This is a genomic window from Pontibacter sp. LHS2, from assembly GCF_058932845.1.
The window spans coordinates 327,533-349,965 of record NZ_JBZYWG010000003.1; the positions used below are offsets into that span (position 1 = coordinate 327,533).

At 50.4% G+C, this 22,433-nt stretch carries 21 protein-coding genes; 13 read left to right on the forward strand and 8 right to left on the reverse strand.

The window, feature by feature from the left end; genetic code table 11:
• The first annotated feature begins 169 nt into the window (after positions 1-169).
• Entirely contained in the window at positions 170-1,576 is a 1,407-nt protein-coding gene (locus AC5FX6_RS14680; RefSeq protein WP_493597811.1) for a T9SS type A sorting domain-containing protein, read from the forward strand.
• 65 nt (positions 1,577-1,641) lie between these two features.
• Here the strand turns inward: AC5FX6_RS14680 and AC5FX6_RS14685 are convergent, their stop codons facing one another.
• Positions 1,642-2,973 carry an amidohydrolase gene (locus tag AC5FX6_RS14685; protein ID WP_493597812.1) on the reverse strand — a complete coding sequence of 444 codons (1,332 nt, stop codon included), beginning with the start codon at positions 2,971-2,973 and terminating at the stop codon, positions 1,642-1,644.
• Positions 2,974-3,038: 65 nt separating this feature from the next.
• Between AC5FX6_RS14685 and AC5FX6_RS14690 the strand changes: the two genes are divergently transcribed.
• The 10 genes from AC5FX6_RS14690 (at position 3,039) to meaB (ending at position 13,885) form a co-directional block, all read left to right on the forward strand.
• Positions 3,039-3,461 (forward strand): YkvA family protein, encoded by a 423-nt coding sequence (locus AC5FX6_RS14690; RefSeq protein WP_493597813.1) that lies wholly within the window; start codon positions 3,039-3,041, stop codon positions 3,459-3,461.
• A 46-nt stretch (positions 3,462-3,507) separates the two neighbouring features.
• Complete coding sequence (locus tag AC5FX6_RS14695) at positions 3,508-5,346, forward strand: methylmalonyl-CoA mutase family protein (protein WP_493597814.1); 1,839 nt, start codon at positions 3,508-3,510, stop codon at positions 5,344-5,346.
• A gap of 7 nt (positions 5,347-5,353) precedes the next feature.
• Positions 5,354-5,800 (forward strand): YybH family protein, encoded by a 447-nt coding sequence (locus AC5FX6_RS14700; protein WP_493597815.1) that lies wholly within the window; start codon positions 5,354-5,356, stop codon positions 5,798-5,800.
• A 169-nt stretch (positions 5,801-5,969) separates the two neighbouring features.
• Positions 5,970-8,114, forward strand: a complete 2,145-nt coding sequence (scpA, locus tag AC5FX6_RS14705) for a methylmalonyl-CoA mutase (RefSeq protein ID WP_493597816.1) — start codon at positions 5,970-5,972, stop codon at positions 8,112-8,114.
• A 173-nt stretch (positions 8,115-8,287) separates the two neighbouring features.
• Positions 8,288-8,695: a hypothetical protein gene (locus AC5FX6_RS14710; protein ID WP_493597817.1), complete on the forward strand. Its 408-nt coding sequence runs from the start codon at positions 8,288-8,290 to the stop codon at positions 8,693-8,695.
• A gap of 139 nt (positions 8,696-8,834) precedes the next feature.
• The gene (locus AC5FX6_RS14715; protein ID WP_493597818.1) at positions 8,835-9,209 is read left to right on the forward strand and encodes a hypothetical protein; all 375 of its coding nucleotides are present in this window, start codon (positions 8,835-8,837) and stop codon (positions 9,207-9,209) included.
• Between the two features lie 81 nt (positions 9,210-9,290).
• Positions 9,291-9,542, forward strand: a complete 252-nt coding sequence (locus AC5FX6_RS14720; protein WP_493597819.1) for a hypothetical protein — start codon at positions 9,291-9,293, stop codon at positions 9,540-9,542.
• A gap of 260 nt (positions 9,543-9,802) precedes the next feature.
• Positions 9,803-11,434: an alpha,alpha-trehalase TreF gene (treF, locus tag AC5FX6_RS14725; protein ID WP_493597820.1), complete on the forward strand. Its 1,632-nt coding sequence runs from the start codon at positions 9,803-9,805 to the stop codon at positions 11,432-11,434.
• Between the two features lie 77 nt (positions 11,435-11,511).
• Entirely contained in the window at positions 11,512-12,663 is a 1,152-nt protein-coding gene (locus tag AC5FX6_RS14730) for a TolB-like translocation protein (RefSeq protein WP_493597821.1), read from the forward strand.
• A 241-nt stretch (positions 12,664-12,904) separates the two neighbouring features.
• On the forward strand, positions 12,905-13,885 hold the full coding sequence (meaB, locus tag AC5FX6_RS14735) for a methylmalonyl Co-A mutase-associated GTPase MeaB (RefSeq protein WP_493597822.1): 981 nt from the start codon (positions 12,905-12,907) through the stop codon (positions 13,883-13,885).
• Between the two features lie 87 nt (positions 13,886-13,972).
• Here meaB and folB read toward each other — a convergent pair whose 3' ends face one another.
• From folB to AC5FX6_RS14750, 3 genes are read right to left on the reverse strand one after another with little or no spacing between them, the layout of a single operon-like run.
• Positions 13,973-14,329, reverse strand: coding sequence for a dihydroneopterin aldolase (folB, locus tag AC5FX6_RS14740; RefSeq protein WP_493597823.1), 357 nt, complete (start codon positions 14,327-14,329; stop codon positions 13,973-13,975).
• A gap of 5 nt (positions 14,330-14,334) precedes the next feature.
• A complete protein-coding gene (locus AC5FX6_RS14745; protein WP_493597824.1) occupies positions 14,335-15,321 on the reverse strand; it encodes a DivIVA domain-containing protein in 987 nt (328 codons plus the stop codon).
• A complete protein-coding gene (locus AC5FX6_RS14750; protein ID WP_493597825.1) occupies positions 15,281-16,249 on the reverse strand; it encodes a WD40 repeat domain-containing protein in 969 nt (322 codons plus the stop codon). The genes AC5FX6_RS14745 and AC5FX6_RS14750 overlap by 41 nt, the downstream gene beginning before the upstream one ends.
• 85 nt (positions 16,250-16,334) lie before the next feature.
• On the opposite strand from AC5FX6_RS14750, the gene AC5FX6_RS14755 reads away from it, so the two are divergent.
• Positions 16,335-16,976 (forward strand): 4'-phosphopantetheinyl transferase superfamily protein, encoded by a 642-nt coding sequence (locus AC5FX6_RS14755; protein WP_493597826.1) that lies wholly within the window; start codon positions 16,335-16,337, stop codon positions 16,974-16,976.
• Positions 16,977-17,004: 28 nt separating this feature from the next.
• The gene (locus tag AC5FX6_RS14760) at positions 17,005-17,592 is read left to right on the forward strand and encodes a thioredoxin family protein (RefSeq protein WP_493597827.1); all 588 of its coding nucleotides are present in this window, start codon (positions 17,005-17,007) and stop codon (positions 17,590-17,592) included.
• A gap of 95 nt (positions 17,593-17,687) precedes the next feature.
• Here the strand turns inward: AC5FX6_RS14760 and AC5FX6_RS14765 are convergent, their stop codons facing one another.
• From AC5FX6_RS14765 to AC5FX6_RS14780, 4 genes are all read right to left on the reverse strand, one after another.
• Positions 17,688-18,536: a transglutaminase-like domain-containing protein gene (locus tag AC5FX6_RS14765; RefSeq protein ID WP_493597828.1), complete on the reverse strand. Its 849-nt coding sequence runs from the start codon at positions 18,534-18,536 to the stop codon at positions 17,688-17,690.
• A gap of 315 nt (positions 18,537-18,851) precedes the next feature.
• The gene (locus tag AC5FX6_RS14770) at positions 18,852-20,480 is read right to left on the reverse strand and encodes an acyl-CoA carboxylase subunit beta (protein WP_493597829.1); all 1,629 of its coding nucleotides are present in this window, start codon (positions 20,478-20,480) and stop codon (positions 18,852-18,854) included.
• Positions 20,481-20,570: 90 nt separating this feature from the next.
• Positions 20,571-21,626 carry an MlaD family protein gene (locus tag AC5FX6_RS14775; protein WP_493597830.1) on the reverse strand — a complete coding sequence of 352 codons (1,056 nt, stop codon included), beginning with the start codon at positions 21,624-21,626 and terminating at the stop codon, positions 20,571-20,573.
• Positions 21,627-21,648: 22 nt separating this feature from the next.
• Complete coding sequence (locus tag AC5FX6_RS14780; protein ID WP_493597831.1) at positions 21,649-22,431, reverse strand: N-acetylmuramoyl-L-alanine amidase family protein; 783 nt, start codon at positions 22,429-22,431, stop codon at positions 21,649-21,651.
• Positions 22,432-22,433: the final 2 nt, after the last annotated feature.

A 22,433-nucleotide genomic window follows, 5' to 3' on the forward strand; every position in this document is an offset into this window, starting at 1 on the left:
CCTAATTTTCTTAGCTATACCAGCGTAATGACCGGCATTTATCTATTTATCTTCTGAAAAATGGTATATGAATAGAGCAAAAGATAAATAGTCAAATAATTAAAAGAATAATACTAAATCAAGACAGTAATTCGTATTATAATAAACCTCCACCTCTAATCACTTGGCTATGAAGAAAATACATGTACTCCTTTGCTTTACCTTGCTACTTTGTGTGCCTAAGCTGGCTCAAGCGACCCATAATTATAGCGGTTATATCAGCTATAAAGCTGATCCGCAAAATCCACTCAAATTTAATTTTGAGATGACGACTACTAATTATAGAGCGTCACCGGCTGATGACCCCTATGTAATGATGAACATGGGGGATGGAAAGACTGTAAGAGTTGAAAGGACGGAATACAAAATGTATGGCAAAATCTTTTATACAGCTGTTTTTAGCTGGACACATACCTTTGATGCAGCAGGAGATTATACTGTTAGCTGGGTTGGAGAAAACAGAAATGGAGGCATCCTCAACCTGGCTCCTCCAACTGATCAGCTTACTTTTTACATCTATACCAATGTGAAAGCAGGCAGGCCTCTGACGAACCTAAACAGCGTAAAACTGGCCGGAACGGGCGTGGCACAGGCATTCCCGGGAGAGCCTTGGACACACAACCTCCTGGCATATGATGCCGATGGCGATTACCTGATGTACGACTTGGTGATTCCTAAATATAGGCTGCTTACAAATGGTGTAGCCGCTGCACCCGGTTACCAGCAACCTGAAGGCTTAACAATAAACGAATTTGGGGAACTACATTGGCCGAATCCAGAATCAAAAGGACAATACGTCCTTAATGTCCGTGTTACAGAGTTCAGAGACGGGGCACAAATGGGGTCTACGATCGTAGAGCTAACGCTGTTCGTATGGGAAAGACAAGATCAACCTCAACTTAGTCTGATTAATAAGGATCGCTTAACAGTGAATGAAGACGGGTCTATACAGGCGTGGCCCGGACAGCCAGTCAAGTTGGAGTTTTATCTACAAAACCTTACAGACAGTGGTAGCCCTCTGTTACTGGCGAGACGGGTCGGAGAAATTGACACCCTCAAGCTAGTAGATACAGCCTTACAATTCAGAGACACAACAAATGGCTATGCGGTTACTTATACTTTTACCCCAACTGCTGAACTAGAGCGAACAGAGCCATACTTGATTGGCTTGCGAGGCTCAACAGAACTCAAATTACCAGGATACCATTACGGAAGAAATATAGAATTTGCCTGGGCCTTTGCCTACCTCTACGTGGGCGAGCAGCGGCGTCCCCTCTCTTCCGGCGACAAATTCCCTCCCGAAAGGCCGAAGCTATACCCGAACCCGGCACGGGGCGAGTTTACTTTCGAGGCACCGGACTTGCCAGGCCTCCACTTGTTGGTGCGTGACGTGACGGGTAAGGTGGTTGCCAGCTATAGCTTGAGGCCAGGCAGAAACGACTTTAGCCGACCAGCCAAATTAGCTTCAGGACTCTATACCTATACCTTAACCAGCCAGCTCTCCCCTATTGAAACAGGTAAGCTGGTGCTGCAATAGGTATAGGTATAAAAAAAGCCTCCCTCATCAGTTGATAAGGGAGGCTTTTTTATACCTGTCAAAACTTACTTCTTGCCCTTTCCTTCCATATAGTTCAAGGTCAGGCTGGTCAGGATCTTTACGCCTAGCTTCATGCCGCTTTCATCAATAAAGAAATCAGGTGTGTGGTGCGGTGCTACTTCCTCTGGCTTCTTGCCTCTTGACATTCCGCCTACGAACAAAAACAGACCCGGAATCTTCTCCTGATAGAAAGCAAAATCCTCAGCGCCAGTCACGGCTTTGGCCAGCACCACTTTGTCACGGCCGGCCACAGTATGCAGCGTGGGCAGCATGCGTTCCGTTAAAGCCAGGTCGTTATAGGTAACGGGGGTTTGTGGGATGATCTCTACCTCGGCAGTAGCGCCGCTGCTTTCGGCAATTTTGGTGGCAGTGAGCTTCAGTTTCTCGTGCAGCTTCTTTTGCATTTCCACATCCAGCGCCCGGATAGTGCCTTCCATCAACACTTCCTCCGGTATAATGTTGTTACGCACACCACCATGTATACTTCCCACCGTGATCACAGCTGCCCCTTCCGGCAATTGCGTCTGGCGGCTGATGATAGTCTGCAATCCGTTGATGATTTGAGCGGACACTACGATCGGGTCTATACCTGACCAAGGGTAAGCCCCATGCGATTGCTTGCCCTTTACCTTGATGCGGAAGATGTCGGCGCTCGCCATGGTACCTCCCGGGGTATACTTGATGGTACCCACCTCGGTCTGGGAGTTGATATGCAGGCCAAAGATTACTTCAGGTTTCGGCCCTTTGTCGAGCACTCCTTCTTTGACCATCAGCGCAGCGCCACCCTCCTCGCCGATTGGAGATCCTTCCTCCGCTGGCTGAAAGATAAACTTCACCGTGCCTTTCAGGTCGTTCTTCATACCTGCCAGTATCTCGGCGGCTCCCATCAGCATCGCGATGTGCGTGTCGTGCCCGCAGGCGTGCATCACGCCTACTTCCTGGCCATTGTAGGTGCTGCGTTCTTTAGAGGCAAAGGGCAGATCTACCCGTTCGGTTACCGGTAGGCCGTCGATGTCGGCTCGCAAGGCCACTACCGGACCGGGTTTGCCGCCTTTCAGGATGCCCACCACACCGGTATGGGCCACACCTGTCTGCACTTCCATACCTAGTTTGCGCAGGTGCGCGGCAATTTTCTCAGCAGTTTTGGTTTCTCGGTTGCCCAACTCCGGATACTGATGGAAGTCGCGTCGCCACTCAATTACTTTAGGTTCGATTTTATCAGCCATTGTGTTGGCTTTTGCCAGCAGTTTGGTGTCCTGCGCAAGAGTAGGTACAGTTACCAGCAGCCCCAGGCAGAGGGGCAGCATTTTTTGAATGAAGGTATAAGGATGTATCATTTTTAAGATCAAAGGTTTGCTTCCTATAAAGCTACTGATTTTTTGGAATAGCCGTACAACATTCCATGCTGAAGCGCTGGAAATCTACAGTCCGAAAACTCAAAGAGGATATCTATACCTTATACCTGGCCTACCGCGACCCGCGAGTTTCTCTGTATGCTAAGGTAGTGCTGATCATCACAGTGGCTTATGCCTTCAGCCCCATCGACCTGATACCGGACTTTATACCTGTACTCGGCTACCTCGATGACTTGCTGCTGCTCCCGCTTGGCATTTGGCTTTCCATTAAACTGATACCGGCCGAGGTGGTACAGGAGTATCGCCAAAAGGCAAAAGACCAGCTGCTGGAGCGTAAACCCAACTACCTGATTGCCGCCTTTATCGTAGCGGTCTGGTTGCTTTTGAGCATTTGGCTATACCGGTGGCTGGCGCCATACGTACTTAAAGTCATAGGAATTAACACCCATACTACTGTCCCTTTTTCATAAGCTGATAGAGAAAGTATATATTTACAGGAAATAACACCCCTACACGATGACTGACGAGCAGAAGCTATTCTCAGAATTCAAGCCGGTCACGGCAACCGATTGGGCGGAACGCGCACAGAAAGACCTGCGCGAAACACCCCTCGAAAGCCTCACCTGGCAGACCTATGAAGGCATCACCATTAAGCCCTACTATACCCACGAAGACATCAAGGATGTGCCTTTTGCACAGCAGAAACCAGGCGATTTCCCTTTTCTGCGTGGCAATGCCGGCAGCGACAACAACTGGCAAAACATCCAGAAAATAAAGGCATCAGGCAATGGCAAAGCTGCTATAGACAAAGCGGCTGACGCCCTGGGCAGAGGTGCCGATGGCGTTCACTTTATCATTAATGATCCCCATGCTTTTGACATCGCGTACCTGGCCGAATGCATCGACCTGACCACACAGTCTGTCAGCTATACCCTGAGCGGCGATCCGGCAGCTTTCCTGAAAGAACTCTATACCTTGCTTGCAGCACAAAATATCTCGCACCGCAACCTGAAGGGCTTCCTGAACTACGACCCGATGACAGGGAAGGGAGCACTGACTGAAGCGGAAAGCAAGGCCATCACCCAGGTGCTTGAGCTGACCAAAGACAGCAGTGACTTCTATGGCGTGACAGTCTGCGGCACCAATTTCAGTGGCATTGGCGCTTCGCTTATACAAGAGGTCGCTTATACCCTGAGCGCAGCAGTTGCCTATACCGACCGTCTCACCACAGCCGGTGAGTCGCTTGAGTCAGTGTTGCGCAACATGCAGTTCTGCATGGGAGCCGGTACCAATTACTTTTTCGAGATAGCCAAGCTGCGTGCCCTGCGTCTGTTATGGGCAACTGTAGTAGAAGCCTATCAGGCAGAGCCGGCACTGGCAGCCAAGCTACGGGTGCACAGTACGACTTCAAGCTGGTACCAAACCACGCTCGACCCTTACGTAAACATGCTCCGTGTGACTACGGAGGCCATGTCAGCAGTGCTTTCGGGCGCTGATTCTCTCACAGTACTGCCTTTCGACAGCACATTCAAGGATTCAGATGAATTCTCGGAGCGCATTGCCCGCAACGTATCGATCATCCTGAAAGAGGAGTCCTACCTGGACAAGGCTGTAGACCCCGCTGCCGGCTCTTACTACCTTGAGTCACTGACCAACGAACTGGCTACCAAAGCATGGGAGCTTTTTAAAGAAGTAGAAGCACAGGGTGGTTTTGAGGCTGCTTATAAGAACGGTTTCATCCTGGGCTCCATCACGGAAGTAAATCGCCGGAAGTTCCGCGATATTGCTACGGGCCGCATGGTGCTGGTAGGCACCAACAAATATCCGAACCCGAAAGAAAAGATCGACTTTGATCCGGAGGAGCTGATCCAGCATGCTGATTTTGACACGACTCGCGCCGCTTACCCAACTGAGGTCATGCGTATGGCCACGGAGCTTCACATGCGCAAGCGCAAGCGTCGCCCGAAAGCTGTAATTGCTGTGATCGGTCAGACCGCCAAGCGCCATATCAACGCCTCATTTGCGCAGGAGTTCTTCAGCTGCGCTGGCTTTGAAACGGATATTCAACAGTACGACGACGTGGAAACTGCCGCAAACCGACTGTTACACGCAGCCGCTGAGGTTGTAGTCGTTTCCACCTCAGAGGCGACTTATGCACGTGAGTTTGGCCCCAAGATTAGCCAGCATGCAGCCAAGCCGACCATCATCATGGCCGACGATCCGCAGCACATGAAAGACGAGCTGGTAGCCAATGGTTATGAAGAGTTCATCTTTGAAGATTGTGACATGTCCACCATCCTGGAACTGGTGCAGAAGCGTCTGGAAAGAGAAGAGCACAATGGCGGCAAGCAGTAGAAGCAGCATGCTATACCTGATAACGGGTATCCTGATACTGATGACAACAGCATTCACACACAATAACAACAAAACAGCAACCATGAACGACGCGACCACTGAAGTAAAAAAGGCCCTTGACGGACAAGTAGCCGCCTGGAACAAGGGCGAACTGGAAAAGGCCATGGACTTTTACTGGGAGTCGCCGGACATGCTTTGGATAAGCCGCAACGGCACCGAGAAAGGCTGGAAGGAAGTGCTGGAGATGTTTCAGAATGACTTCACCGACCGCAGCAAAATGGGCGAGTATACCTACGAACCTTTGCACATCGAGCAGGTTGGCCCGGATGCCGTTTATTATGTGTATCGTTGGAAAATCGACCTGCAGGGCAAAAAGCTGATGGGCGGTGTCTCGTCACAGCTCTGGAAGAAACTCAACGGCCGCTGGGTTATCACCTCCGAGCACGCGAGTTAGGAGCTGGACCGCATTAGTGAATGAGTGATTGAGTGAATTCATTTTGAAAATACCTCACTAACGATCTCATTCTGGACTATAAATTAAAAAATGGATTTTGATGAGCGAATGAATTGACGGAAAACCTATTCACTCATTTGCAAAATCACTAAATCACTCATTCTAAAAAATGAAACCTGACTTTTCGAACATAGATATCAACAAGGTCGCCAAGGCGGAGCATGGTCCGAAGGACCCGTTGCAGCCGAAGGACTGGAAAACAGCGGAGCAGATTCCACTCAAGAGTTACTATACCGCCGAGGACGTGCAACGATTCGAGCACCTGGATTTTGCCGCCGGCCTGCCGCCATACCTGCGCGGACCCTACAGCACCATGTATGTACAGAAACCGTGGACGATCCGCCAGTACGCTGGTTTTTCCACCGCTGAAGAATCCAACGCCTTTTACCGCCGCAACCTGGCAGGTGGGCAAAAAGGCCTTTCTGTAGCCTTTGACCTGGCCACGCACCGTGGCTATGACTCCGACCATCCTAGAGTGGTAGGCGATGTGGGTAAGGCCGGTGTGGCCATCGACTCTGTGGAGGATATGAAGATCCTTTTCGACCAGATTCCACTGGACCAGATGTCGGTATCGATGACCATGAACGGGGCCGTGCTACCGATCATGGCCTTTTACATTGTGGCGGCCGAAGAGCAGGGTGTAACGCCGGAACAGCTGAGCGGCACGATCCAAAACGATATTCTGAAGGAGTTCATGGTGCGCAACACCTACATCTACCCGCCGGAGCCGAGTATGAAGATCATCGCGGACATCTTCGAGTATACCTCGCAGAACATGCCGCGCTTCAACTCGATCTCCATTTCGGGTTACCACATGCAGGAAGCCGGCGCCACCGCTGACATTGAACTGGCCTATACCCTGGCCGACGGCCTGGAGTATGTGCGAACTGGTCTGAAGGCAGGTATGGACATCGATGTGTTTGCACCACGCCTCTCCTTCTTTTGGGCCATTGGCATGAACCACTTCATGGAGATCGCCAAAATGCGCGCTGCCCGCATGCTGTGGGCCAAGCTGATCCAGCAGTTCAATCCGAAAAACCCGAAATCACTGGCGCTGCGCACGCACTGCCAGACTTCTGGCTGGAGCTTAACCGAGCAGGACCCTTTCAACAACGTGACCCGTACCTGCGTGGAAGCGCTGGCCGCTGCCTTGGGTGGCACCCAGAGTTTGCACACCAACGCACTCGACGAGGCCATCGCGCTGCCAACTGACTTCTCGGCCCGCATCGCCCGCAACACCCAGATCTACTTGCAGCAGGAAACCAACATCACGAAAGTGGTGGATCCGTGGGGAGGTTCTTATTACGTTGAAGCACTCACACACGAGATCGCGCACAAAGCATGGGAACTGATTCAGGAAGTGGAAGAGCTCGGCGGTATGGCAAAAGCCATTGAAACCGGCTTGCCGAAAATGCGCATTGAGGAAGCCGCTGCCCGCAAGCAGGCCCGCATTGACTCCGGAAAGGATGTGATCGTGGGTGTGAACAAGTTTCGCCCGGACCAGATTCAGGAAATAGATATCCTGGACATCGACAACACGGCTGTGCGTGAATCCCAGCTTCGTCGATTGGCACAGGTGAAAGAGAGCCGCGACAATCAGGCTGTGGAAGAAGCCCTTCAAGCCCTAACTTTGGCTGCTGAGTCCGGTGAAGGTAACTTGCTGGAGCTAGCTGTGAACGCTGCCCGCCACCGCGCTACACTGGGTGAGATATCTGACGCACTCGAAAAAATTTACGGAAGACACAAAGCAGTGATACGATCCATTTCAGGCATATACTCCGCTGAACTTTCCGACGACGAGAACTTTGAGCGAGCTAAGGTACTAGCCGATCAGTTCGAAGAAATGGAAGGTCGCCGACCGCGCATCATGGTCGCTAAAATGGGACAGGACGGTCACGACCGCGGCTCCAAGGTAATCGCCACTTCCTTCGCTGACCTCGGCTTCGACGTGGACATCGGTCCACTGTTCCAGACCCCGGCGGAAGTAGCCATGCAGGCCGCCGAAAACGACGTGCATGTGGTAGGCGTATCCTCGCTGGCCGCTGGTCACAAAACGCTGGTACCGCAACTGATCGAGGAGCTTCGCAAACTCGACCGTGAAGACATCATGGTGATCGTGGGAGGTGTTATACCTGCCCAGGACTACGACTTCCTATTCAAAGCCGGCGCTGCCGGTGTGTTTGGCCCTGGCACCATCATCTCGGTAGCCGCTCAAAACATTCTGGAGCAGCTGATCAGAAGAGTAGTGGAATAGGGAATTTAATGAAGAGTTGAAAGCTGCAGTTGACTTCGGTTGGCTGCAGCTTTTTCATTTCTGAGATCAGGTTCTGTCAGACACACTCCCTGTTCTGATAGGTATACGGCACACTGGCACTTTGCCATAGCCCATATTAAGCCGTACCTTTGTATCACTCAATTGATCCCACCATGTCTTCAAAATCAACCAAATACCTTTTAATCGCTATTACCGCTGTTCTGGTCATTTACTTCATCTACGACTCCTTTTCTCAGCCCAGCGTTGATGACTTGCAAGGAGATTTTAAAGAAGTAGCTTTTTACCGCAACGAGAACAATACCGGGCCGATTGTCAGGATCTATGCAGTTACAGTAGCCGACACGCTATGGCAGGAGATGGAGCAATACGGTAATTACATGCCGCATACCAAGTATGGTACCACGCGGGTATACTTTTTCCTGAACAACCAGCCAGCACCGAATCAGATGCAGCCCGGGCAGCAGAACTTCGACACCCAATTTGAGTCCTATACCTTGGCCCGCTATGAAAAGGACGCAATGGGCCAGGTTTCCTTCGTGCGCCACCCTTTCCGAAGATAAATTATTCCCTGACAACATTTTCCTGCCATTCCATTCAGTGCATGCAATAAAAATTGCATCGTGATTCTGCTTTCGTTACACAGCACATTTTTGATTTAGCCGTAGAAGATAGGATGTGTAACTTAAAATAGAATAGGCTATGAAATCAATTTGGAAAACGACCGCTGCCTCTTTTTTTGTGTGCTCAGCCCTGATGCTTACCTCTTGTGGAGGAGAATCTGGGGAAAACTCTGAAATGCCACCTGAAACCATGGAAGGCAACACACAGGAAACAGGTATACAGGGCAACGGATACGTCATGCCTGAAGATACTGCCGGCATGGCCACCACAACCGGGACGACTACTGGCACCACCACTGGCACTACAACAACCGGGACAACTACCGGCACAACCACAGGTACTACAGCTGGTACGACAGCCGGAACCACCACAGGTACAACTACTGGAACAACTACAGGTACGACCACTGGTACTACTGCCGGTACTACTGCAGGTTCAACTACTGGCTATTAACTTTGAGGGCGGTACTTCTTGCGGCATTTATTACAGTTTGCTAGTAGTACCTTTCTTACATACCATACCTTATTATAGATTATGAAAAAGTGTTGGAAATCGATTACCGCTACCATTTGTTTCTGCGGAGCTTCCTTACTGTTTACTTCCTGCGGAAGCGAGAACCAGCAGTCTGTCCCCGATAACCAGTCCATAGAGACCCGGGATATCGACAGCGACTCGCTAGAAGATAACCGAGTGGAGAACGCGAGCGGGGGCACAGGTACGGATGCCGCTGGCACTACTACCACCGGAACGACGAGTGGCAGCACGACAGGGGGCACCACCATGTAAATAATTGTATTTCAATCAAGTATAATAATCCTACAAAAACCGGGAGGCTGTTCAGGCAGTCTCCCGGTTTTTTTATATTATAATAGTAATACTTTCAACCTGATCAGAATCCTCAAACAATTTCAAGATTTTCATGCAGGTATTCAGGAAATAAAAAATCTTACGTGTTTATCGCTTGTGTAATAGATTGCATAATAGTATACTTGATCCCTCGCTTCCTTAATTCGTATGAATACACATTCATACAAAACGCGCTGACCATGAAGCAAGGCAAATCAAAAAAATCATACCTATTACTTAACCTGATTCTTTTGCTTTTATCCTATATTTTCGCCCCTTTATCAGTACAGGCCCAGTACCGACCGGAAACCGACTTGCAAGAGCTTTTCCGTGACGTGCAGTTACAGCCTGTTTTTCCGGACTCCAAAACCTTTGCTGATTGTGTGCCTCTGCAGGAGCCAGCGCATATTTTGCAGGCATATCGGGAGCAGCGTAAGCAGTCCGGCTTCAATCTGAAGGAGTTTGTGCTGGAGCATTTTCTCTTGCCTACACAGCCTTCCTCGAATTTTACGACAGACACCAGTCTCTCTGTAACAGCGCATATACGGCAGCTTTGGCCTGTACTTACCCGCATGCCCGACGAAGGTGGAGGATCCCTATTGCCACTCCCTCACGCTTATGTGGTGCCAGGCGGTCGCTTTCAGGAAATCTACTACTGGGATAGTTTCTTCACCATGCTGGGGCTGCAGGTAAGCGGCGAAAAAGCATTGATCCAGCATATGGTCGATAACTTCACACACCTGATCGAGACGACCGGTCACATACCGAACGGCAATCGAAGTTACTATCTCAGCCGCTCCCAGCCTCCCTTTTATGCGCTCATGCTTCATTTGCTCACACAGGAGTTGGGCCGCGATGTATTGGTGAAGTATGCCTCAGCACTTCGCAAGGAATATGCATTTTGGATGGACGGTGCAGAGCAGCTGACTCCTGCCAACCCAGCACATCGCAGGGTCGTGCTGTTGCCGGATGGCAGCATGCTCAACCGCTACTGGGACGATCAGCCCGCCCCACGTCCGGAGGCTTACAAAGAAGACCTGCACATTGCCCAGGCGTCTGGCCGAAACCACGAAGAGGTATACCGCCATATAAGAGCTGCCGCCGAGTCAGGCTGGGACTTTAGCAGCCGCTGGTTCGCTGATGCCCGAAACCTCAGCACCATTCATACCACCGACATTCTGCCCGTAGATCTTAACTCGTTGCTCTTCCACATGGAACTGACACTGGCTGAGATGGCCGAACTGGAGCGAGACCCTGCCGGCGCCCGCCTATACCGTCAGAAAGCTAAGGCCCGCCGCAAAGCGGTGCTGCAGCACATGTGGCACGAGGCAGACGGTTTCTTCTATGATTATGATTTTGTGCAGGGCACTACTACCAACGTTCCGACATTGGCCGCTGTGTTCCCGTTATACTTCTGTATGGCCAAGCGCCGTCAGGCAGCTGCCGTGGCTGAGCGTCTGCAAAGCGACTTTCTGAAACCTGGTGGACTGGCCACCACACTCGTTCACACGGATCAGCAGTGGGATGCGCCAAACGGTTGGGCACCGCTGCAATGGATGAGTATACAGGCGCTGCGCAACTATAACCACGAAGACTTAGCCCGCACCATTGCTACCCGTTGGATTACTCTCGGCACCGAAGTACACGAAAATACTGGCAAGATGGTAGAGAAGTATAACGTCGAGAACCTGGACCTGGAAGCAGGTGGTGGCGAGTACCCTAATCAGGATGGCTTTGGATGGACGAACGGCGTGTTCCTTAAACTGTTATCGCTATACCCTGAGCTGCGTCCTATTGCGGAACACGAGCCTGCTTTGATGAAAAGCCGCTAAGCTATACCTGCTCTATAAATAGAATCTGAAACTGGCACTCAGTTTGCAACAGGAGCGTTATATCTATAAAATCGCTTATGATGCAGTTTAGACATATCCTTGTAGCCACCACTCTGTTGCTGAGCACCTTCACGGCTTTTGCGCAGGGCGAAACTTCTAACTGGTACTTTGGCAAAGGGGCCGGACTGGTGTTTAGAGGTGACAGCGTAACGGCTGTCGCTAACAGCAGACTGCATACCGAAGAAGGCAGCGCCACCATCTCCGATAAGGAGGGCAACCTGCTATTTTACACCAACGGCATTACGGTCTGGAACAAGCACCACCGCGTGATGCCAAACGGCAACGGCCTGATGGGTATGAAGTCCTCTACACAATCTGCTTTGATCATACCAAAGCCCGCTAGCGACAGTCTCTTTTACATTTTCACGACCGATATACAGGCGCAGTCCAATGGCTTGCGCTACAGCGTCGTGAACATGAACAAAGACGAGGGCAATGGTGCCATTACCGCCCGCAATGTATTTATGATCGCCCCAGCTACCGAGAAGCTTACCGCCATACGCCACAGCAACAACCGCGACTGGTGGGTGATCGCGCACCGCTGGAACAGCAACGCTTACATGGCCTACTTAGTGACTGCTGATGGCGTGAATATGGAACCCGTGATGACAAATGTCGGCACTGTGCATGGTGGTGCTCACCGAAAAGCAATCGGTTACCTGGTTCCTTCACCCGATGGCACCCGCCTGGCTGCAGCCCTGTGGGACAGCGACAGCAACTTCGAAGTACTCCGCTTTGACCGCAGTACCGGTGAAGTATCCGACCCTGTTTTGCTAAAGGGCTATGAAGAAGCCTATGGCGTGTGTTTCTCTCCGGATGGCACCAAGCTGTATGGTACCGCAAATGGCAAAGGTGGCGGTAAGGCGCAGATCATCCAATTCGACTTGCAGGCGGGTGACGAAGCAGCCATCGCTAAATCAGCTTTGGTGATAGGTAGCTCTGGCAGTCCGCGCATTGGCGCTATACAACTCGGCCCAGATGGTAAGATGTACGTAGCGCGTCAGGACAACATTCACTTAGGAGTTATCAACAAACCCAATGCTCCCGGCAAAGAAAGCGGCTACGTGGACATGGGTCTCCACTTAGGGGGACGCAAGAGCGACCTCGGCCTTCCGAATTTCCCACAAGGTATACGGTCTGGCACTGGCAGGTCTGCTAACGTGAGGTAAAAGCGAGCACTTATCTGCACGAGAAAGTCTTTAGCTTACCGAAAGGCTGTTTGATGTCGGACAGCGTGTTTTATAACGATGGTTAAAGTTTCCGGGCTATGCTTCATCAGGTATAGCTAGTGCATAAACAAAGCCGGGCAGCAATGTCCGGCTTTGTTGTTTCCGATAATTAAACTGGCTCGGTAACGCATAAATTCTAAATTTGTAGTACAATCGATTTTAGACCTAAAGCTTAAGCGCCTTGGCAAAACGTTTCAGTGCTGATAAGTATGTAGCAGGCATTTTGGCCGGTGACAGGGTGATGTTGAGCCGTGCCATCACGCTGGTGGAAAGTCGGCTGGCCTCGGACCTGGAGTTGGCACAGGACGTGATTAACCAGGTGCTGCCGCATGCCGGCCAATCGGTACGCATAGGCATAACAGGCGTACCAGGTGTGGGCAAAAGCACCTTCATTGAGTCGTTTGGAAACTACCTGATCCAGGAGCAAGGCAAAAAGCTGGCGGTGCTGGCCATCGACCCAACCAGCCAGCGCACAGGCGGCAGTATACTGGGTGACAAAACACGCATGGAATCGCTCTCCATCAATCCGCAGGCTTACATCCGTCCTTCTCCTGCCGGTAAGTCACTGGGAGGTGTTACCCGCAGCACCCGCGAATCGATTATTCTCTGTGAAGCCGCTGGTTTTGACGCCATCATTGTGGAAACCGTAGGTGTAGGTCAATCTGAGACAGCCGTGCATGCCATGGTCGACTTCTTCCTGCTGCTGATGCTGGCCGGCGCCGGCGACGAACTGCAAGGTATAAAGCGTGGTATTATGGAAATGGCCGATGCCATTGCCATTACAAAAGCTGACGGCGAAAACGCCATGAAAGCCAAGGCTGCCCGTGCCGAGTATCAGAATGCATTGCACCTCTACCCGATGGCTGCTTCTGGTTGGCTGCCAAAAGTATCGGTATGTTCCGCCATGGAGCAAACCGGTCTCGATACTATTTACCAAACCATTACCGAGTATATAGCGCTAACCGTCAGGAATGGCTTCTTCGAAAGAAAGCGCCACGACCAGAACCTGCAGTGGATGTACGAGGCTATCCGACAAGGGCTCGAAGACAATTTCTACGCGCACCAACAGGTAAAAGATCAATTGCCAGGTATAGCTGAGCAAGTCAAGGAAGGCAAGAAGTCTGCTTTCGCTGCGGCGTCTGAGTTGTTGAGACTGGTGTAAATCGTCTGCAAAAAAACTGACAAATTATAAACGAAAACAGCCGGCACATGACTGCACCGGCTGCTCTTCTATCAATAAGTAAACTCTTTAGCGCGCTTCTTCCAAAGTGACTTTCGCCCATTTGCATATACCACCCAGCGGGGGGTTAAACTTGTAGACGTTCACTTTGACGGACTGCACAAACGGGAAGCGCTCGTATATCTTGTCGATGATGCGGTGGCCTAAGTGCTCCAGCAGGCGGGCGGGAACTTTCATTTCCTCCAGCGCCAGTGCGTACAGCACCTCGTAATTTACCGTTTCATGCAGATCGTCGCTTTCGGCAGCACGGCGCAGGTCTGTCTCAATGATCAGGTCTATGCCGTACTTGTTGCCGATCTTCTGCTCTTCGTCGTAGTACCCGTGGAAAGCAAAAAACTCCATGCCTTCCAGTGCAATCTGTCCCATTCGATCTATTTGCCTATCTCGTCGAAGAAAGAACCAGCTGTTTTCTGCTGACGGGTTTGTGCCCAGTCAGCCAGGCTATTACGTGACGGCTCGGTCATCGGTGGCTGAATCTCTGGCTGGTCAGGTTTTACTGGCTGAATTTCAGGTATAGGACGCTCGATCTCTGGCGCAGGCACGGTACCAGGGTAGTCAGGCTTTGGCTGCTCGATCTCTGGAGCAGGCACGTCTGGCACTGGTGTTACCGGGTTTGGAATTTCCGGGTGCGGCTGTGTCACGTCCGGAGCGGGATCACCCAGCGGGTCATAATTGTTGCTGCTTGCCAGTACTGGCGAAGCGGTTACTGCGGTGGCCGTAGCCTCTGGCAGTTGTATTGTTCGGTTTGTCGTAGTTTCCATATCTTTCAAGTTTTGCAGCAGCTCGGGCTGTTCTACCCGCAGTTCGGCTGCTCTTGAAAGAATACTGTTAGTATTGGTTTTAGGTTTAGCCTTTGTCTTCTCGGCTTTCTCCAATGCTTCGTTGGCCAGATTGCGCAGGTCACGCACCATCGTATCTAGGTAGCTCTCCATGCGCTGGTAGTCCTGCTCTAGGGCTTTTACCTCCTGCTGCATTTCGCTCACCATCTGCTCCGCCTGCTTTTTGCTCTCCTCCAGCACCATGCGGGCTTGGTTACGGGCTGTGTTCATGAGCTGATCAGCCTGTAGCTGCGCCTCACGGATCTTGAGCTCCGAAGACTTGTTGGCCTGCTCCAGGATGGAGTTGCCCGTATCTTCAGCGGTTTTCAGTGTTTTGTACAAAGAAGACTCTACCTCACGCAGCTTCTGCGTCTCACGGTGAGCCGCCTCCAGCTTATTGCGCAGATCTTTGTTCTCATCCAGCAGTTTTTCCCACTGCTGCGATAAGGTCAGCAAAAAAGCATTTACTTCGTCCTTGTCAAGCCCTCTGAATGCCTTCTCAAATGTTTTTTGTCTGATTTCTAACGGTGTAATCTTCATGATCCAAACTGAATTTTATATCCCATACCGAAATGGTGCGGTCATCACTACACGAAACTAACTGATTCTGATGAGCCGACCAAAATAATTTGTTGACCGATGTGCCGTGGCTGGCATTCCGGACTTTATCAATAACCTTGAGTAGTTTAAAGGTTTGGGCGTCCCACACTTTTATGGATTTATCCATGCTGCAGGTCGCAAAATAGCGTCCGTCGGGACTGTAGGTTATATGATTGACGGTATACATGTGCGCGATCACGTAGCCACGCTCCTTGTATTTTTCCTGCACTTGCCATACCCGCAGGTGCGCATCACGCCCGGCCGTGAGCAGCAGCTTGCCGTCTGGTGAGTAAACGACCGTAAACACAGAGTTGGTATGCGAGGCCAATTCGTGCTTCAGTTCCATGCTGGCTGCATCGAATATTCGTACCATGTTGTCACTGTAGCCAGCTGCCAGTTCATTGGTAGCTTTGTTGTAAGCAAGGCTGCGCACACTCTGGTCCGACTTGCGCACCATACTACGCAGTTCAAAGTCTTCGGCTCCCACAATGGCTATACCTCCATTGCCAAGCGCCACGTATACCTGCCCTGTTTCCGGCACATAAGCTATATCAAAGATGGGTACCTTGGGCAAGGCCACCGATTTATGAATGGCTTTACTTTTCAAATCGATCACTTGCAGCCCCTCCATATTCTGCCCGATCAGCAGTAGGTCACGCTCAGGTATAAGGCGCAGTGCATATACCGAGGTGGTGACCTTTGCTACCAGTTCGCCGTTTTCGGGCTGGTTGAGATCCCAGGAAGCCACCATACCGTCGCTTCCCGCTGAGTATACCGTAGCCGGGTTAGTTCCGCTTTCCAAGGTATACACGCAGTCCCGGTGGCCGGTCAGGGTGGCAACTTTTTCAACTTGTATTTTGCTGGCCATCTATACTTGGTTTGTTAATCTTAATTTTAGCTAAATTTACAACAATTGCAGCGAACACCTTCCCTGCCGACTAAAAATTACCGTTATGCCCCTGCTTCAAACCCGCAAACTTGACCCCCATACCCTGTTGGGTGTATGGTCTCTGGAAGAGCGCCCGGAAGAGCTCCTGCATACCTTACCAGCCCACCTGAGTCCGGAAGAGGGTCTGGTTCAGGCGCATCCACGCCGCCTGCGGGAGTGGCTGGCCAGCCGCACTTTGGCATACCAACTTTTGCAGCGCTTTACTGATGAACCCCTGCCCCTACTGCGCGATGCGACGGGCAAGCCGATGTTTGAAAGTACCAATTATCACCTATCCATCACGCACTCCCCCCGACTTGCCGCTGTTATACTTTCCGAAAGGTATGATGTTGGCATAGATATTGAACTAGTAAGTGCAAAGGCGTTGCGTGTAGCCGACAAGTTTTTGACCGAGCAGGAAAAGGTCTTTACAGCAGCTGATGAGCAGCAGACTTGTTTGTACTGGAGCGCCAAGGAAACCTTGTACAAGATGTACAGTCAGAAGCAGCTTATTTTCAAAGAAAACTTATTAGTGGAACCAGCCCAAGGCCATGAAAACAACTTATTGCAGGGTCATGTTATTACCGATAATTTTTCTAAATTGTATCAGATCCATCACGAAGTGCTGCACGATCACGTATTAACTTACAGTATTGACCGTTCATAACAGCCATACTCACCTTAAACAAACAATCATGAAATATCTAGCTTCTTTTGTGGTAGCTTTCCTGGTCACAGCCAGTGTATTTGCGCAGGGTAGCTACCAGTTAGGCAGTAAAGTAGCCAACTTCTCGCTTAAAGACGGGCAGGGTAATGCTGTTTCACTCAACGATTTTACCAATAGCAAAACCGTGGTCGTTGTGTTTACTGATAACCAGTGCCCTTACGCCAAGCTTTACGAAAACCGTTTAGTAACGCTCTCAAGTGCTTATGCAGCTCGTGGCGTGCAGTTCATATTCATTAACCCAGGCGTAGGTGTAGGCGAGGGCAGCGATACCATGCAAGACCTGAGCGCTAAGAATTACAGCTTCCCATACCTGGCCGATGAAGGTCAGCGTATCAGTCAGAAGTTTGGAGCCACCAAAACGCCAGAGGTGTTTGTACTGCATAACACGGGCGTTGAATTTGTGCTTAAGTACAAAGGCGCCATAGATGACAGCCCGCAGGTGGAGAGCGGCGCTCGCAACCATTACCTCAAATCCGTTATTGATGATGTGCTGGCTAACAAAAGCGTGAGCACAGCCGATAAACGTGCGACAGGTTGTATGATCAAACGCTACTAATTGGATAGCTAGCAGAAGCTATACCTGATTTCGATAAAAGGCAAAGGCCGGCTTCTTACAGGAGCCGGCCTTTTATATTATACCTGAAAGTAACTTTATATCGCTGGATCGTCGTCAGTAATAGCGGTCAACAGTTTCGTGACTTCGGTCGCTTTCTCCAGATCGTTGGTCTTCTCAAATGAAAATGCCAGGTTGCGAAGTGCTCTCTTCACGATCTCAATGTTGGAGCACGGCTCATAGAAAATGTCTACCGGATTCAGGTTGAGCTGCACAATGTAATTGTCGATGTCCGCCTTAGAGAGCATCAGGCCCTTGTTATACACGTTGATATAGAACTGTACATCACCCTGCTTGTAAGTCAGAATAAACAGATTTGGCAGGTTCACGCCATATACCGGCATACCCAGGCGCTGCGCAATGGTCATATAGATCACACAAAGCGTCAGCGGATTTCCCCGTCTTGTCTCCAATGCCAGGTGCATCATGGAGTTCGATGGGGAATGAAAATTCTTGGTGTTAGCCGAGAACTTCTTATCCCGGAAAAGCGAATTGTTCAGTGACTTCACCTGGTCATAAGGATGCATGTTCTCCTTCATGTTTGTCCAGGCATCGAAGTATAACTGGTCCAGCGCTTTGGATAAAGTAGCGAGTTCCACATCCGGGTATAGGTAAGTATTCACCAACCACATTCCCTCAATCAGGTCGAGTCCTCCGTGTTCCTTCCAAACCTTGATTCGCTCCAAAAGGCCATCAAACTGCAAACTGTGGATCAGATCTTCAATCCTTTTTTGCAGATCCGAATTAAGAGTCTCCTCCCATTCCTCCTCCAAAAACGGAATGATACTCTCCCCCAGCGACACGATCTTCTGCTCTACATGCGACGCGACCTCATAATCAATATCATCCAACAGCGAGATCAGCGCCTTTATCTCCTTCTTCGTCAAAATAATGCGTAATGAATAATGATCAATAATTGAACAGTGCCGGGGCCACTCTTAAACATGGCTTAAGGGCACTTACACCTTTGTTTTTCGTCAAAATCACACTCTGATTTTTGGAAAAGCCTCGGTCCGAAACGTTATGGTTAACTTATTTCTACGTAAGCCTGCAGTACACCGTCGATGCTTTTTTACTCAAAAAGACTAACAGCAAAGAGAAACCGGCGTCAAAAGCTGTTTGGGGCTTCCAATTAAATATGAAAGAACCTCAAACGGTAGAGTCCGCTAGCGGAATGTTTTACCTTTCCGCCAGCGTTCAAATCAGGTCTGGATTACACCTACATTGTATGGCTTTTCGATCGGAGCGTGGTTCGCGGCTTCTATACCCATCGAGATCACTTTGCGGGTCTCCAGTGGGTCAATGATACCGTCTATCCACAGCCGGGCCGCCGCATAGTATGGCGAAAGTTCCTCGTTATACTTGGCTGTGATGCGCTCTAGTAGCTCCTTCTCTGCCTCTGGAGTTATCTCCTCTCCTTTTGCTTTCAAAGCTGATACTTGAATCTGCAGCAGGGTATTGGCAGCCGCTGCGCCACTCATTACGGCAAGTTGAGCAGATGGCCAGGCATAGATCAGGCGCGGGTCGTAGGCTTTGCCACACATGGCATAGTTGCCGGCACCGTAGCTGTTGCCCAGTATGATCGTAAACTTCGGTACAACCGAGTTGGCCATAGCGCTGACCATTTTGGCACCGTCTTTTATAATGCCACCATGCTCCGACTTGCTACCCACCATAAAACCGGATACATCGTGTAGGAACACTAAAGGAATTTTTTTCTGGTTGCAATTCATGATAAAACGAGCTGCTTTGTCAGCTGAGTCGGAGTAGATCACGCCGCCCATCTGCATTTCGCCTTTCTTGCTCTTCACGATCTTGCGCTGGTTGGCTACAATGCCCACTGCCCAGCCATCGATCCGGCCCAGTCCGCAGATCAGCGTCTGGCCGTATAGGTCTTTGTAAGGTTCAAACTCAGAATTATCGACCAAACGGTTGATGATGTCCATCATGTCGTAAGGCTTAGTGCGGTCGGCTGGCAACTGACCGTAAATCTCGTTCTGGTCCAGCTTTGGAGCAGCTGGTTCTACACGGCTGAAGCCAGCTTTCGGGTTCTCGCCCAATTTATCAAATATGGTGCGGATATGGTCCAGCGCCTCTTTGTCGTCCTTGCACTTATAGTCCGTCACGCCGGATATTTCGCTATGCGTAGTAGCACCACCCAGCGTCTCGTTGTCGATGGCCTCACCGATGGCAGATTTCACCAGGTAAGAGCCTGCCAGGAATACAGAACCGGTGCCCTCCACGATCAGGGCTTCGTCGCTCATGATCGGCAGGTAAGCACCACCGGCCACACAACTGCCCATGATCGCGGCAATCTGCACGATGCCCATAGAGCTCATCACGGCGTTGTTACGGAACATGCGGCCAAAGTGCTCTTTATCCGGGAAGATCTCGTCTTGCATCGGCAGAAACACACCGGCACTATCTACCAGGTATACGATCGGGAGTTTGTTCTCAATAGAGATCTCCTGCGCACGCAGGTTCTTCTTGGCTGTGATCGGGAACCAGGCTCCGGCTTTCACGGTCGCGTCATTGGCTACTACCACACATTGGCGCCCTTTGATGTAGCCTATACCTGTCACTACGCCACCGCTCGGGCAACCGCCTACCTCCTGGTACATACCTTCGCCTGCAAAAGCGGCTACTTCCAGAAACTCGGTGCCTTCGTCGAGCAGGTACTCGATACGCTCACGGGCTGTCATTTTACCTTTGGCATGCTCTTTTGCGATGCGCTTTTCGCCGCCGCCCAGGTGTACTTTTTTCAGTTTACTTTTCAGCTGGAAACTCAGCTGTTTGAGAGAGTCTTCGTTCTTATTGAATTCGATATCCATGAAGGGGTTATTATAAATAAGGGGACTACTTACAATGAAAAATCCGCTTTAGGGGCGGATTTTACAAATATACAATTTTTATAAGATGCATTATTGCCTTTTTGTGGTATCGGCAGGCGCTACTTTTACAGAGTCAGGCGCAGGGCGACGGAACTCGTCCGGATTCTCATCCTGCAGCTCTTTTACCTCTTCCAATGTAATCACACGACCAGTCGCATCGACTTTATACCTGTCTTTGCGGCCTATGAGCGAGAACTGCACATAGCGCTTCGGGTATGCCTGAATGTCGCGCAGCAGCAGATTGAGCGCCTCCGTTGAGCGGTTCATATTACGGTACAGCTCTTCGTCGTTCATCAGGCGGCCCAGTGAGCCCTCATTGGAGTTGAGCTTGGCAATTGTCGCTTCCAGCTCGTTCACAGTTGAGTTGGCATCACGCACCAGTCTATTGATTTCCACCCGCTTGAGCGTATCTGTAATCTCAGCCATGTTCAGGGTAAGGCGGTCAATATTTTGCTGTGTCTGCTTCAGGGCAGAAGTCAGTTGGCTCAGATTACCGGTTATCTGGTTGATATTACGCTGATTTTCGCGCAATATCTCGTTCACCATCTCCGTTGTTTTATTGGAATTAGCCAGTATGGACTGCAGGTTGCCTTTCGCCTCGCTATCAAGAAGCCTGTTTACACGGGCTAGTGTGGTATCTACCTTATCGATGACCGGCACCGATTTAGAAGAAAGCATATCAGTGATACTGGTTTCTTTGAATGCGATGAGCTGCTCTCCTCCTTTATAAGCTTTGTTATTATTGCGCAGATACAAGGTTATGGCCTTGCTTCCCAGTAAGTCCGAATTTCCCAGGCTGGCAACAGTGGAGTCTCCGATCTGAAGATCTTTCCGCACCTCAATGTCCACGCGCACCATGTTAGCTTGATCAGTCAGCAGGGTCATTTCCTTTACATGTCCTACCTGTATACCATTCAGGAATACAGGATTGGAGGTGGTCAGGCCGTCCACGCTGTCATATACGACATGGTAGATGTTGGATTTAGAGAAGATAGTGGATCCTTTCAGGAAGTCATACCCGAAGTACAGTATCACGATTGCCGCTATACCTAGCAGGGCAACTTTAATTTCTTTCGACAGTTTCACGCAGGTGAGTTTGCTTTATGCATTAGTTCATGGCCTCCAGCTCTTGCTTGTATTCTTTGAAGGCTCGGTATATGCCTGATGCCATATACGTCTGGCCTGTTTTATCGTTAAGAAATTTTTCTTCGGCTGGGTTGGTGAGGAAGCCTGCCTCGATCAGCACGCTTGGCATGTAGGATTTCCAGAGCACCAGAAAGCCCGCTTGTTTCACTCCGCGGCTGCTACGACCAACCCGGTGTTTGAATTCATTTTCGATCTTTTGGGCAAATCGCAGACTGTTATCGATGTAGGCGCTTTGGTGCAGGGCAAACATGATGTGGCTTTGCGGTGAGTTCGGATCAAAGCCGCCGTACTTCTCTTTATAGTCATCTTCTTGCAGAATTACGGCGTTCTCCCGCTTGGCCACCGCCAGGTTACCGCTTGTTGTGTGAAGCCCCATTGTATAGGTCTCCGTACCGAAAGCAGCAGGAGGCCCTGCATTCAGGTGGATGGAGATAAACAGGTCCGCATTGTTCTTGTTGGCGATACCGGCCCGGTCGATCAACTCTACAAACGTATCGTCCTTGCGGGTGTAAACAACTTTCACATCAGGCACGTTCTTCTCAATTAGCGCACCGACTTGCAGCGCCAATTTCAAGGCTACATCAGCCTCGTGCGAAACTTTGCCGTTACAGCCTATGTCTTTGCCGCCATGACCCGCATCGATTACCACCGTACGCAGCTTATACGCCTTACGGTATTCGAGCTTGCTGGAAGATAATAGAAGTAAACTTAGGGCCAGAATTGAAATAGTAACAATATTTCTCACAA

What these genes read in the sequence shown, in the direction of transcription:
- AC5FX6_RS14680 (WP_493597811.1), top strand. Translation starts at nt 170, where the DNA reads ATGAAGAAAATACATGTACTCCTTTGCTTTACCTTGCTACTTTGTGTG.
- AC5FX6_RS14685 (WP_493597812.1), bottom strand. Translation starts at nt 2,973, where the DNA reads ATGATACATCCTTATACCTTCATTCAAAAAATGCTGCCCCTCTGCCTG.
- AC5FX6_RS14690 (WP_493597813.1), top strand. Translation starts at nt 3,039, where the DNA reads ATGCTGAAGCGCTGGAAATCTACAGTCCGAAAACTCAAAGAGGATATC.
- AC5FX6_RS14695 (WP_493597814.1), top strand. Translation starts at nt 3,508, where the DNA reads ATGACTGACGAGCAGAAGCTATTCTCAGAATTCAAGCCGGTCACGGCA.
- AC5FX6_RS14700 (WP_493597815.1), top strand. Translation starts at nt 5,354, where the DNA reads ATGCTATACCTGATAACGGGTATCCTGATACTGATGACAACAGCATTC.
- scpA (WP_493597816.1), top strand. Translation starts at nt 5,970, where the DNA reads ATGAAACCTGACTTTTCGAACATAGATATCAACAAGGTCGCCAAGGCG.
- AC5FX6_RS14710 (WP_493597817.1), top strand. Translation starts at nt 8,288, where the DNA reads ATGTCTTCAAAATCAACCAAATACCTTTTAATCGCTATTACCGCTGTT.
- AC5FX6_RS14715 (WP_493597818.1), top strand. Translation starts at nt 8,835, where the DNA reads ATGAAATCAATTTGGAAAACGACCGCTGCCTCTTTTTTTGTGTGCTCA.
- AC5FX6_RS14720 (WP_493597819.1), top strand. Translation starts at nt 9,291, where the DNA reads ATGAAAAAGTGTTGGAAATCGATTACCGCTACCATTTGTTTCTGCGGA.
- treF (WP_493597820.1), top strand. Translation starts at nt 9,803, where the DNA reads ATGAAGCAAGGCAAATCAAAAAAATCATACCTATTACTTAACCTGATT.
- AC5FX6_RS14730 (WP_493597821.1), top strand. Translation starts at nt 11,512, where the DNA reads ATGATGCAGTTTAGACATATCCTTGTAGCCACCACTCTGTTGCTGAGC.
- folB (WP_493597823.1), bottom strand. Translation starts at nt 14,329, where the DNA reads ATGGGACAGATTGCACTGGAAGGCATGGAGTTTTTTGCTTTCCACGGG.
- AC5FX6_RS14745 (WP_493597824.1), bottom strand. Translation starts at nt 15,321, where the DNA reads ATGAAGATTACACCGTTAGAAATCAGACAAAAAACATTTGAGAAGGCA.
- AC5FX6_RS14750 (WP_493597825.1), bottom strand. Translation starts at nt 16,249, where the DNA reads ATGGCCAGCAAAATACAAGTTGAAAAAGTTGCCACCCTGACCGGCCAC.
- AC5FX6_RS14755 (WP_493597826.1), top strand. Translation starts at nt 16,335, where the DNA reads ATGCCCCTGCTTCAAACCCGCAAACTTGACCCCCATACCCTGTTGGGT.
- AC5FX6_RS14760 (WP_493597827.1), top strand. Translation starts at nt 17,005, where the DNA reads ATGAAATATCTAGCTTCTTTTGTGGTAGCTTTCCTGGTCACAGCCAGT.
- AC5FX6_RS14770 (WP_493597829.1), bottom strand. Translation starts at nt 20,480, where the DNA reads ATGGATATCGAATTCAATAAGAACGAAGACTCTCTCAAACAGCTGAGT.